The sequence below is a fragment of the Microcystis sp. LSC13-02 genome (assembly GCA_002282935.1).
In the GTDB taxonomy this organism is placed as follows: domain Bacteria; phylum Cyanobacteriota; class Cyanobacteriia; order Cyanobacteriales; family Microcystaceae; genus Microcystis.
The window spans coordinates 1-12,409 of the sequence record MTBT01000061.1; the positions used below are offsets into that span (position 1 = coordinate 1).

The 12,409-nt window shown below is 44.2% G+C and carries 11 protein-coding genes and 2 pseudogenes; 7 read left to right on the plus strand and 6 right to left on the minus strand.

The annotated features are described in order from the left end of the window. Positions 1-245: 245 nt before the first annotated feature. Positions 246-1,538 carry an HhoA/HhoB/HtrA family serine endopeptidase gene (locus BGL89_RS03575; RefSeq protein ID WP_286824477.1) on the minus strand — a complete coding sequence of 431 codons (1,293 nt, stop codon included), beginning with the start codon at positions 1,536-1,538 and terminating at the stop codon, positions 246-248. Between the two features lie 425 nt (positions 1,539-1,963). Here BGL89_RS03575 and BGL89_RS03580 point away from each other — a divergent pair. Together BGL89_RS03580 and BGL89_RS03585 are read left to right on the plus strand one after the other, a co-directional pair. Continuing rightward, positions 1,964-2,512 (plus strand): annotated as a pseudogene (locus BGL89_RS03580) (transposase family protein); the annotation flags it as partial. 56 nt (positions 2,513-2,568) lie between these two features. Further along, complete coding sequence (locus BGL89_RS03585) at positions 2,569-2,895, plus strand: hypothetical protein (RefSeq protein ID WP_286824478.1); 327 nt, start codon at positions 2,569-2,571, stop codon at positions 2,893-2,895. A 341-nt stretch (positions 2,896-3,236) separates the two neighbouring features. On the opposite strand, the gene frr is transcribed toward BGL89_RS03585, so the two are convergent. Beyond that, positions 3,237-3,758, minus strand: a complete 522-nt coding sequence (frr, locus tag BGL89_RS03590; protein WP_416361047.1) for a ribosome recycling factor — start codon at positions 3,756-3,758, stop codon at positions 3,237-3,239. A 13-nt stretch (positions 3,759-3,771) separates the two neighbouring features. After that, positions 3,772-4,494, minus strand: coding sequence for a UMP kinase (gene pyrH / locus BGL89_RS03595; protein ID WP_158200398.1), 723 nt, complete (start codon positions 4,492-4,494; stop codon positions 3,772-3,774). 205 nt (positions 4,495-4,699) lie between these two features. Here pyrH and BGL89_RS03600 point away from each other — a divergent pair, with 205 nt between their 5' ends. Together BGL89_RS03600 and BGL89_RS21435 are read left to right on the plus strand one after the other, a co-directional pair. Continuing rightward, positions 4,700-5,281 carry a hypothetical protein gene (locus tag BGL89_RS03600; RefSeq protein ID WP_286824480.1) on the plus strand — a complete coding sequence of 194 codons (582 nt, stop codon included), beginning with the start codon at positions 4,700-4,702 and terminating at the stop codon, positions 5,279-5,281. Then, entirely contained in the window at positions 5,281-5,469 is a 189-nt protein-coding gene (locus tag BGL89_RS21435; protein ID WP_502692598.1) for a hypothetical protein, read from the plus strand. The genes BGL89_RS03600 and BGL89_RS21435 overlap by 1 nt, the downstream gene beginning before the upstream one ends. Here the strand turns inward: BGL89_RS21435 and aroQ are convergent. Both aroQ and BGL89_RS03610 read right to left on the minus strand, forming a co-directional pair. Next, positions 5,394-5,897 (minus strand): type II 3-dehydroquinate dehydratase, encoded by a 504-nt coding sequence (aroQ, locus tag BGL89_RS03605; protein WP_286824482.1) that lies wholly within the window; start codon positions 5,895-5,897, stop codon positions 5,394-5,396. The genes BGL89_RS21435 and aroQ overlap by 76 nt on opposite strands. A gap of 41 nt (positions 5,898-5,938) precedes the next feature. Continuing rightward, a pseudogene (locus BGL89_RS03610) lies at positions 5,939-6,302 on the minus strand (hypothetical protein). Between the two features lie 193 nt (positions 6,303-6,495). On the opposite strand from BGL89_RS03610, the gene BGL89_RS03615 reads away from it, so the two are divergent. Further along, entirely contained in the window at positions 6,496-7,884 is a 1,389-nt protein-coding gene (locus BGL89_RS03615) for an aromatic ring-hydroxylating dioxygenase subunit alpha (protein WP_286824483.1), read from the plus strand. Here BGL89_RS03615 and BGL89_RS03620 read toward each other — a convergent pair. Next, the gene (locus BGL89_RS03620; RefSeq protein WP_286824484.1) at positions 7,881-9,992 is read right to left on the minus strand and encodes a serine/threonine-protein kinase; all 2,112 of its coding nucleotides are present in this window, start codon (positions 9,990-9,992) and stop codon (positions 7,881-7,883) included. The two genes, BGL89_RS03615 and BGL89_RS03620, sit on opposite strands and share 4 nt — an antisense overlap. 221 nt (positions 9,993-10,213) lie before the next feature. Between BGL89_RS03620 and BGL89_RS03625 the strand changes: the two genes are divergently transcribed. Both BGL89_RS03625 and BGL89_RS03630 read left to right on the plus strand, forming a co-directional pair. Then, the gene (locus BGL89_RS03625) at positions 10,214-10,882 is read left to right on the plus strand and encodes a hypothetical protein (protein ID WP_286824485.1); all 669 of its coding nucleotides are present in this window, start codon (positions 10,214-10,216) and stop codon (positions 10,880-10,882) included. A 162-nt stretch (positions 10,883-11,044) separates the two neighbouring features. Then, positions 11,045-12,214, plus strand: coding sequence for an HhoA/HhoB/HtrA family serine endopeptidase (locus BGL89_RS03630; protein WP_286824486.1), 1,170 nt, complete (start codon positions 11,045-11,047; stop codon positions 12,212-12,214). Positions 12,215-12,409 lie beyond the last annotated feature (195 nt).

Genomic DNA, 12,409 nt, shown 5'->3' on the forward strand with positions numbered 1-12,409 from the left:
AAGGGCAACAAAGCCTGAAACTCCTGACTCCTGACTCCTGACTCCTGACTCCTACCACCACCGAAAAACTTTTTCAGCAGACCCTACTTATCATTTTGCCCTGATTGTCTCTGACTTTTCCCTCCCCACAGTAACCACAGGAAAGACTATTACAGCATAATTATTGGATTCAAGAGCCAAAAGTAAAACCAGAAATATAGAGAGCTTACTAACAAGCTCTCTATAAAGTTTAGGTCTTTTACCACTTATTTTTCAGACTGGGATCTGTTAGCAGTATTCAAGCTACCCACTTGAATATTCAGATTAATTTTTTGTCCTTCCCGGCTAATTTCTACGGGTAAATTATCGCCGATTTGAGTATTAGCAACAATTTCCTGAACCGCATCGGGATCGGTGACATTCTTACCACCTACAGACTTTAACACATCACCCGATCGCAATCCCGCTTCTGCGGCAGGAGAATCTCTCATCACCCGCACTAACAAGACACCAGAATCATCGGGGATAGTCCAATTATCAGCCATGGGACTATCGGCTAATTGTTCTTTTACCTCCGAAGTTAACTGTACCATTTGAACACCGAGATAGGGATGTTCCACCTTACCCGTAGCGATTAATTGTTCGGCGATTCTTTCGGCAGTCTTAATCGGAATAGCAAAACCTAAACCCTGGGCATTTTGAATGATAGCAGTGTTAACTCCGATAACTTCTCCCCGAGAATTTAACAAAGGTCCGCCGGAATTTCCGGGGTTAATTGCCGCATCGGTTTGCAGGAAATCCACCCGTTTATCACTAGCACCAATTTGGGAGCTATGACGTTCTTTGGCACTAATAATCCCCGTGGTGACAGTGTTATCTAATCCCAAAGGATTACCGATAGCAATTGCCCATTCTCCCACCTGTAAACTATCAGAATTACCTAATTTAACTGTGGGTAAATTGCTCGCTTCCACCTGTACCACTGCCACATCAGTTAAAGGATCACTACCTAAAACTTTGCCATCGATAGTGCGACCATCTTTGAGGGTGACAGTCACCTTATCTGCTCCCTCGACAACGTGAGCATTGGTGATAATTTTACCGTCATTACTGATAATAAACCCCGAACCTGTACCTCTTTGAACTTGTTTTTCTCCTCGATCGGGTATTTGGGAACCAAAGAAGCGACGGAAAACAGGATCGTTAGCAAATTCCGAAAAATCACCGCCTCCATTGACTTCCCTAGAAGCATTAATTCTTACCACCGCCGGCCCCACTTCTTGCACCACAGAAGCGACAAAATTGGTAGGAATAGCAAGAGACGAGGGAGCGGCTGCGGCCGGTGTGGAAGGGCGAGGATTATTGGCAGCGGGGGCAATATTTTGGGCTAATTCTAGAGGATTTTGACTGTAGGCGTAGGTGGCCCCGATGCCTAACCCGACACCCAAAACCAGTAAAGAGGAATAGGCAAAAAGTTTTTTCATCCCAGAAGATTTGGCGCGTTTAGGATTGCCTTCGTTGCGCGGGGAGATATTATCGTTAAAAATATTGCGAGTCATAGTTTTTATTGTTTAACCATTCTGAGAAGGGAATAAAAGTCAGTCCTAATAATCGTGGGTGTGAGAGGAGTGTTTCGGAAAACGGCTTGGGACTGACTATCTCTAATTTAGGCTGGGGATATGAACTTACTGTGACGCAGACATGAAGTTTTGATTGCAAGGTCATTATCCTAGTGGATAGACAGATAGAAAGATAGAGAAAAGGTCAATGATAGATTTTTCGGGGTTATTAAACCTAGGGTAAGAGCATCTCAATTAGGCTTGACAAAAGGCTCTCAGCACAGCAATCATATATAGCGTTTCCTGTTCACAAGAGGTACATTCTCAATCCTGAAAAGCTTAATCAGCAAAGGTTAAACTGTACCTCACAGATACGAGAACTGCTATGGTTATTCTAAGTACGGGACAAAAAGCTTGAAAAGTAGATAGAAAAGGGGTTTCACGGAGCAAGACTCTCTTTCCTCGCTCTATTCTTACTGGCTCTGTTGAAAGTAAAAACCGTCAACCTCAAGGAATTAGCCCTGGGTTTTGAAGGTGGGGCATTAGTAGAGTCCCATTACAAACGATTACAACGCTTTTTTGGGGAATTCGAGAGAGATTACCCTCAAATAGCTCCCATTGTAGTCCAGTGGCTCAATATCCCTCAACCCTGGGTATTGAGTATTGACCGCACCAATTGGTCATTTGGTAGTCATCACTACAACATCCTCACAGTCGGCATTGTCCTTTAAGGGGTAGCTATTCCCATTCTAGGAGTGGATGCTCAAGAAGAAAAAAAAGGCAACTTAAACAGGGATGAACGGATGCGTTTTATTGAGGAGATGCTGAAGATTTTTCCTTCTGCGGAGATTCGCTGCTTGTGTGGAGACCGTGAGTTGATTGAGCAGGTGTGGCTGAGGTATCTTTTGCTTGAACCGCTGCTGGCTTTCTGTTTAAGAATTCGGACGACAGACAAGATTGAGTACAATGGCAAAAAGTACAATCTTGACAATTTTCTTGGTGGGTAGAAGATTACACCGAAGAAGACTTTATGAATTGTACCTTAGAGCCGATTCCTGATGTGGTTTATCAAGCCATTGATGAGGAATTATTAAAAATTCCTTACTTTCCTCAAAATTTAGACCCTCAAGAATTTGTTATAATCGGTCAAGAAGTTAAAAATAAAAAAGAAGCTTGGTCAATCATTGCTGTTATTAGTAAAGGGATAAATAGCGAAAGAGAAGAACTGTTATTATATCGTTATTTTATAGCTCAAGGATTAGGAAGATTAACGGATATCTTGGCATGGTTTAATACTAATAAAAGACCAAGTTTCAACCCTTTTGATCGAAAATATATCGGACAAACTCACTTTTAGGATGATTTTAATACTAAAGTAGCCTATACTCAACGGATTTAGTATCACTCCCCTATACCTTTTAAATAGGGATAAAAAGCTAAATAGGGTTTGCGGCAAAAAGTTTTTCGTGGGGGTAGGGTGTGGGGTGTGGGGTGTAGGGTTTTACCCGTTTTCAGAGGGTCAATTACCTAATTTTCGGGGAAAAAGTACCTGAATTTTCCCCCCGACCACTCCTAGCTAAGGCACTTTTTGATTTCAAAAAAGCCTGAAGATATTATCCAACAAGGTTTTTAGATTTATTCAGCAGGCCCTAAATAGAACAGACAAAAAGCCTGTTCTATCCATTAGGAGAAAAAAACTTAAACGGTCATGATATCTTTTTCTTTTGTCGTTAATAAATCCTCGATTTTGGCGATAAATTTATCGGTGGATTTCTGCACTTGATCCTGTAAATCCCTCGATTCATCCTCAGAAATTTCGTGACCTTTTTCCTGTTTACGGATAGCATCGATCGCATCCCGGCGAATATTGCGGATAGCCACCTTTCCTTCTTCGGCCAATTTCGCCGCTAATTTGACCAATTCCTTGCGGCGATCGCTAGTGAGGGGAGGGATATTCAAACGAATGATCTGACCGTCATTACTGGGGGTTAAACCCACGTCCGAGAGAGAAATCGCCTTTTCGATCGCCCCCATACTGGTACGATCGAAGGGTTGAATGGCGATCGTGGTCGCATCGGGAGTGCTAATGGTCGCTAGGGACTTGAGGGGAGTTTCCATGCCATAATACTCCACCACGATCCGATCCAAAAGAGAAGCATTTGCGCGGCCGGTGCGAATCGTATTAAAAGCTCTCTGGGTTGATTCGACGGTTTTGTGCATATGGTCTTGAACTTCAGCTAACTTCACAGAATCCTCCTACCAATGTTCCAACGGGTTCACCTTTGACAGCGCGAACAATATTACCTGCTACCGACAGATCGAAAACGACTATCGGGATATTATTTTCCTTGCACAGAGCGATCGCCGTTCCGTCCATCACCCGCAGATCATGAGTCAGCACATGACCGTAGGTGAGACTTTGAAAGCGTCGCGCCTTAGGGTTATGGGAGGGATCGGAATCATAAACTCCATCCACTTTCGTCGCTTTAAACACCACTTCCGCATCGATTTCGGCAGCGCGCAGGGCCGCCGTGGTATCGGTGGTAAAGAAAGGATTACCCGATCCCGCACCGAAAACCACCACCCGACCTTTTTCCAGATGACGGATTGCTCGCCGGCGGATATAGGGTTCAGCCAATTCCTGCATGGCAATCGCCGTTAATACCCTAGTCGGTACTTGCGCTCGTTCTAGGGCATCCTGCAAGGTCATAGCGTTCATGACTGTTGCTATCATACCAATATAATCGGCTGTGGCCCGATCCATGCCGGCCGAGGCGGCTTTCACCCCGCGAAAAATATTGCCCCCACCGACCACGATCGCCAATTGGATGCCTTGGTCAACCACTTCGGAGATTTCCTGAGCGATAGCGGAAACCACCATCGGGTCGATCCCATAGCCGAGATTGCCCATCAGGGCCTCCCCACTCAGTTTTAATAATACCCGCTTGTACGCCATGCCCTTACTACCACTCGCTAAAACAATATCTAGATAATTTTTGTCTCCCCATAAGATAGCAGGTTTTGGCCTTGATTTAAGCTGACTGGTTCACTCTCCCAGAGGGACGAGAAGTTAAACTTAATAAATCTTTTTGTTGGGAAATTTGTATTTAGTGATACCTTTGTTATTAAGGGAAGCTTAGTTTTATAGAGAATTAATAACCGTGGTCAGCGATCGATTACTATTGGTCAACAAAAGCAATCAAGGGGCCGCTAAGATCGATACCTTTGATTGGGTGTATGGGTTTCAGGATGGAACTCGTCTGATGGGAAAGGTTTGCGGTTACTTAGATCCCGATAGTAATCGTCTTCTCGATCCCGAAAACTGCAGCGCTATCTACCAGAATGCCCAGGGACAAGTCCTTAGTCGTTGGCAAGCTGGAGATTTTATCGCTTTTGAACTAACCACCACCGGGGAAGATCTCCTGATCGTGGCTTCTAATGACAATTGTATCGGTAATAGTTTCTGTTTGGTTTCGGGCATTAGTCGCAGCTGCGCCCAAGTTAGCGATGAAGGAAAATCCCTCGTCCGGGAGGTTTTTCAATACCCTGCTTGGTCTTTCCAGGGCGATAATAGCACTTCTAAGCTGGCTTTCAGTTGGAATTGTTCCGTATCTCCCTTTTTCCCTTTTGTTTCCTTGCGTTTTAATCTTCAGTCCACCAGCAGCAAAAAATTCTATCGTTGGACGGTTTCCCCCTATTTTCCCTTTTGTCCCCTCTTAGAAGTGGGAGAATCCCTTGCCTAATTAGGGTTTGCGGCAAAAAGTTTTTCGGTGGTGGCAGGGTGTGGGGTTTGAACAGTTTTCAGGTGGTCAACTACCTAATTTTCAGGGAAAAAGTGCCTAAATTTCCCCCCGATCACTGCCATATCCAGTACTTTTTGATTGACAAAAGGTCTAAAAGTCTTAAGCCTTCTCTATTCTTTTGCAAATAATCGACTAATGCCCATAATCCTAGACGATAACTTTCGGCCCCAAAACCGCTAATCTGTCCGATGGCTATATCGGCAATGTAGGAATGATGACGAAAAGACTCGCGTTTGTAAATATTGCTTAAGTGTACTTCCACACAGGCCATTTTTGTGCCTAATAGTGCGTCGCGGATGGCGATACTGGTATGAGTATAAGCTCCCGCATTAATCAAAATACCGTCATGCTGACCCCATGCTTGCTGAATCCAGTCCACTAATTGCCCTTCCTGATTGGACTGGTGTGCGGTTAAATTCACCCCTAAACGGGTAGCTTCTTCGTTTAAAAACCGGTTAATCGCCTCTAAATTGACGTTACCGTAGAGATTCGGCTCTCTTTTCCCCAATAGGTTTAAATTCGGCCCGTGCAGAACCAGAATGCTTAGTTTATTCACAAATGTCCTCCCTATCACCACGAGAATTAATCTTATCTCGATCAGGGACTATTGCCGATCAACAACATTTTTGCCGCTACGGTAATCACCGCACCAATAGTAGCACTGAGCGCACCGACGTTGATCGGCAGAATTAGACCTCGGAATCCCTGTAGGTCGGAAATAGCTTTAATCATGGTAGCTTGTTCATTTTCCACCTTTTCGAGTCGTTTATCCACCCCCCCAACTTTCTCGGTCAAAGTAGCTAATCCTATCTCTACTTTATTTAATCGTTCATCGATTCTGTCAAAGCGATCATCAATCTTGACAAATTTTTGATTAACGTCCCTTTGTAGATTGTCTATTTTTTCCCTCGCTCCTGGTCAGAATAGTTTCTAGGGAATAAGTGACGGTTTCTCCTGACATTCTGGTAAACTCCCCTTAGTTTCGTCTTGATCCTTCTCCCATTCTCGCTTTATCGATGGGAAACTACCCTTTAATTATCATCCCAAAATATAGCGCTGGTGGTTGTTTCCCCAGCAGATACCGGCATCTGTCCCCTTTTGTCGATAAAATTTGTTAGATTTTGGAGGAGAAATGTTAACTTATTTTAAAATTTATGTTGAGCAGCACTGCTACCTATCCCATCGGGGGAACAGATATCGATCGCTTTGATTGTCGTCAAGTTTGGTATCCTATCTACTACGTCAAAGATTTAGACAAAAAGCAGCCCCAACGCTTTACCCTACTAGAACAGGATTTAGTGATTTGGTGGGACAAAAATCAGCAAGAATGGCGAGTTTTCGAGGATAAATGTCCCCATCGCTTGGCTCCTCTCTCAGAAGGTCGTCTTAACGAAAGCGGACATCTAGAATGTCCCTATCACGGTTGGTCTTTTTCCGGAGGGGGAAACTGTGAATTTATTCCCCAACAACCGGAAAACAGTCAAGCTAACACCTCTCGACGCGCTTGTGTGCGGTCTTTTCCCACGGCTATCCGTCAGGGATTATTATTCGTTTATGCGGGTAATCCCGAAAATGCTCCCCTGACTGAGATTCCGATTATTGAACCCATGGAGGAGGATGCCGATGCTTGGATTTGTTTGGATACTTTTCGAGATCTACCCTACTCGGCCGTCACTTTAATGGAAAATATTATCGATTCTAGTCATGTTCCCTATACCCATCATCTCACCATCGGTAATCGGGCCAATGCCGCTCCTATGGAGTTAGAAATTATCGAGTCCAATCGTCAGGGATTTAAGGGAATTTGGCCCGAAGGACCGCGTAAAGGTAAATTAGGTCAACAATACAGCAATTTTATCGCCCCCGGATTCATTTACCACGATCTCACCTCGGAAAAGTTCGGACGGACTTTAACCGCGGTCTATGCAACTCCAATCCGTCAGGGAGAATGTCGTCTCTTTGCTCGTTTTCCCTTTAAATTTAACTCTAAGTTGCCGAAATTCTTCATTAAGCTTACCCCCACTTGGTATTCCCACATCAATCAAAACGCTATTCTTGAAGATGATCAGATTTTTCTCTACTATCAAGAGCGTTATCTGCAAGCTCAGGGGGATAGTCGGAATTTTAGTCAAGCTTGTTATCTCCCCACCAAAGCGGATTTATTAGTGTTTGAGTATCGCAATTGGGTTAATCAATACCAAGCTGATCCTTTCGCTGGTCAACCTTTTCCCCCCCTACAATCAAAAGAGATTCTCCTCGAACGCTATCAGTCCCATACCAAAAATTGTGCTGTTTGTCAAGGGGCTTTAAAAAATATTAATCGTCTGCGGGGGTTAACATTAGCGATCGCTATTATTCTTGGTCTATCTCTACCACTTTTAGCCCTAATTTTCGGTCAATCGGCCCTCCTTCCCGTGACAGTGCTGACAGTATTAACTGTAATTATGGTGGGAGCTTATTGGCGCTTGGGAGAACTGAAAAAACAGTTTTATCAAGGACGGGAATTATTGCCGAGAAATACCGGTAAAAAGAGCGGAAGTTAGGGAACCTGTTCCTCTTTGCTTTGATTTTGGGGAGATTGCTGAAGTTCTTGCCAGCGAGTTTCTGCCAGTTGTTTTTGTGTTTGCACTTCTCGGTCATTGGAACGATAACGAAGTGATTCTTGATAAGCTTGAATCGCTCGCTCGTATTGACCGAGTTTAAACCAACTATTGCCTAAACTTTTCCAGGTTTCGGGGTTATCTTTTTGTCTTTGAATCGCCTGTTGATAGGCAGTTATAGCTTGGGAATTGTCACCTAAACGGTAGCAAGCGTTACCGATACCGATAAAAACTTCGGCTTTTTGGGAAGAAATGCGGCGAGCTTTTTCGTAGGATGCGATCGCTTCTTGAAATCTTTCCATTTGATGAAATAATGCCCCTTGATTTAACCAAGCTTGATAATAATTAGAATTGGCTTTAGTTGCTTGAGTAAATGCCTCCAAAGCTTCTGAATTGCGGCCTAATTTTTGCAGAATAATCCCTTGACTATAGTGAGCTTGGGAAAATTGGGGATTAAATTGTCCGGCTTTGCTATAACTTTCTAAAGCATCATTAATTTTATTTAATTGATACAAACTATTACCTTTTTGATACCAAATTAAGGCATTATCCGATTCGATCGCTAGAGCCTGATCGTAGGCTTTAACTGCCCCTTCATAATCCTCAAGATTTTGTAATGACCAGCCTTTTTTATACCATGCTTTGGCATCATTTTGCTGAAAAGTCAACAATTTGTCAAGAGCTTTTTGGGCGGCGGAATATTGTTGCAGTTCTAAATAGATATTGGCTTTACCTTGCCAAGCTTGACTAGCGGCAGAATTAAAAGATAAGACCCGATCAAAACTTTCCAAAGCCTCCTGATTTTTGCCTAATTTATCTAAAGCTTGCCCGCGACCGAGCCAAGCTTGCCAAGCGGAATCTGGGTTAATTTGAATAGCTTTTTCGTAGGTATTTAAAGCTTCCGAGTATCTTTTTAAAGCTAATAAAGTATCAGCTTTTCCTTGCAATGCCCCAAGATAATCGGGATTAATTTTTAAGGCTTGACCATAGGAATTAAGGGCATCAGTATAGCGTTTGAGTTGATAAAAAGTCTGACCTTGTTGATAGTAATCAAGAGAATTACGAGAATTTTTCCAATAGTCAAAACCCAGATAAGCACCTGCTATTAAGCCAATTATCCCAGAGACAAACAAGATTTTTGTTAGCCAAGATTTCCCTTGACGAGCCACCTGACCTTGAGGTTTCACACCATAGGTAGTTTTCGGAGCGAGATGATAAATTTTCCCTAATTTTCTCAGATCGATTAATGCTTCACTGACACTGGTATAACGCTGACGAAAATCATAGCGGATCATGCGCTCGATAACATAACTAAACTCGGCGCTAGTCATGGCCAAATGTTGCCAGAGAATTTCCCCCGTGCGAGCATCCAGTGGAATATCTTCGGGATCTTTACCGGTTAAAGCTTGTAATCCAATAATACCAGTGGCATAGATATCGCTACTAAAACGCGGATAACCCTGGGCCTGTTCACTGGGGAAATAACCAGGGGTACCAATAGCGACGGTAGAAACGGTTTTACCTTCTTTAACCACTTGAGTGCTAATTTCTTTGACAGCACCAAAATCAATTAAAACCAATTGATGATCTTGGCTGCGACGAATAAGATTGAAGGGATTAACATCGCGATGGATCACCTGTTTGTGATGGACAAATTCGAGAATTGAGAGAATTTCTGTTAATAAAGCCACCACTTTCCCTTCATCTTGCCTATAGACACCGGCAGTAATTTCTCTGGCTAAATCTTCCCCTTCAATGTATTCTTGCACGAGGAAAAATTGCCCATTTTCCTCAAAATAAGCAAATAAACGGGGAATCTGGCGATGAATGCCCAATTCTTGCAGGATTTTCGCCTCGGTTTCAAAGAGTCGTCTAGCGATGGCTATAGTTTCGGCATCTTGGCACTGGGGTTTAAATTGTTTGATCACACAGCGATTTTGATTGGGTAACTGGCGATCGCAGGCCAAGAAAGTCTGTCCGAATCCCCCTTTCCCCAATTGACGGATAATTTGGTAGCGATGACTAAGGATGTTTCCGGTAGCGAGTTCCATAGACGATGGCAATCCGAGGTTTTTTACGATTCTTTTTTACTATTCTAGGCTTTTCGGCTCTCTTTTGCGGTGGATAGACAAAGTACAGAAATTCTGCCATTCTACTTTTTTCCCTATAGAGAGGGAAAAAATTCCCTGTGGAGGGGACTGACATGACAGACAGAAAAAAATAATCTAGAAACAGAGAAAGTTCACTGTTGTTTTTTGAGAGGATAACCGCTATGTCTATCAATCCTGTTACCAGAGTTAGTACACCTTTACTGATTACCCTGCTCATGGGTTCCATGTCGGGTACTTTTCCCGTCCTCGCTCAAAGTAATATTAATCGGCAAAGTCTCATCGCTCAACAAATATCGATTCCGGCGGGAACAGTTATTCCCTTAAATTACGAGAAAGCCGATAAAATTTTAGTTTCTAAAAGTGATGTTATTCCTCTGACTTTAACCGTAGCCAGAGATATTCGTAACCGGAATGGGAGTGTGGTGATTGCAGCGGGAAGTGAAGTCAAGGGTACTTTAGAAGCGGCGGGCCGAGGTGTGCGGTTTATTGCCGATGAAATTGGCCTCGATGGGGGTAATCGCACTATTCCCCTCAATGCTAGTTCGCGATTAATTACTACCACTGAAACGGTGCGTAAAGGGGCAAAAACTCAAGATATCTTAGGGGGAACCGTCGCCGGTGCGGGGGCAGCCACAGCGATCGCTGCTCTCACGGGCGATCGCAAGATTGAAGTTCTCGATGTCTTAGCTGGGGCAGCCGTGGGAACCCTTGCAGGATGGGGTTTACCGGCGGCGGGAATTGTCGGTGGTAGTTCCGTGCAGTTATACTCTGTTAACCCCGATCGAGATTTAAATATTACCCTGCAATCGCCCCTAGTGATCAGAGATTAGTAAACGGCAAACCATGACCAAATCCGCCAGCAGACGGATTTGGTGGCAACTCATTGGTTATTTCTGGATTTAACCAGAGCGATCGATTTGTTAGATTTTTAATAGTCGGTCTGTCAACCGATAGATAGAAACAGTTAAAACATCAGAATCAGAGATCAAAGTATGAAACTTCCTACAGGGTTACGGCGCACTATTACCCACGCTTTGGCAACTTTTCTAGGAATTATGCTCGGTTTTAGCAGTTTAGCGGCGGTAAATGCTCAAAATCTGCCCAGCGTTGCCGCCGATGTGGCCAGAATTACCCCAGAGATGACGGCGGAAAGTTTTGTCGCTAAGGCAGTGGCGCGCACGGGTGCGGCAGTGGTGCGAATTGACACCGAAGCGATCATTACTCGTCCCAATAGCCCCTTTTTTGATGATCCTTTTTTTCAGGAGTTTTTTGGGGAACAGTTTCGTGTCCCGACACAGCAGCGAGTGGCTGGCCAGGGATCGGGTTTTATTATCGATGGCAGTGGTTTAATCTTAACTAATGCCCATGTGGTCGATAATGCCGATAAGGTAACGGTGACATTAAAAGATGGTCGTAGCTTTAAAGGAGAAGTACGCGGTACTGATGAGATCACTGATTTAGCCGTGGTGAAAATTAATCCCCAAGGGGAAAAATTACCTGTAGCCGTCCTCGGCAATTCCTCATCCATACAAGTGGGGGACTGGGCGATCGCAGTAGGCAATCCCGTCGGTCTAGATAATACGGTAACTTTAGGAATTATTAGCACGATCGGGCGCTCGGCGGCTAAGGCGGGTATTCCCGATAAACGCATTGATTTTATCCAAACCGATGCCGCTATTAACCCGGGCAATTCCGGCGGTCCTTTACTCAACGCCCAAGGGGAAGTCATCGGCATCAATACGGCGATTCGTGCCGATGCCATGGGGATCGGTTTTGCCATTCCCATCGACCGGGCCAAGCAGTTACAAGCGACCCTAGAATCAGGTCAAAAGGTGGCCCATCCCTATATCGGTGTGCAGATGGTTAATCTAACTCCCGATTTAGCCCGGGCTAATAATCAAAACCCCAATTCTGCCATGATCGTCCCAGAAGTGTCGGGAATTTTGGTGGTGAAAGTCCTACCCAATACCCCCGCCGAAAAAGCCGGGATCCGTCGCGGGGATGTGATTGTCAAAGCTAATAATCAACCGGTTAGCGATGGCGGTGAGTTACAGGAAATGGTGGAAAAAACCGGGATCGGTCAATCTTTACCCCTCAGCATCAGAAGGGGCGAAAGGGCGATCGATCTCACCGTAATCACCGCCCAAATGTCGAATCAGTAATCGGCAGTCAGTGATCAGTTATCAGATGTGAGTTTTCATGCCTTGATTGAGCAGCGACGAAAATCTTTTCAGGACTCGTAGCGCCGATAAAGCCGCTGCAACTTGTCATCGAAAATTTTGGGTCTGAAACCCCGTCGTTCTACGACGGCTTTACTGTTAAATATTAACACATTTACGAAATATATGCTAAAATGC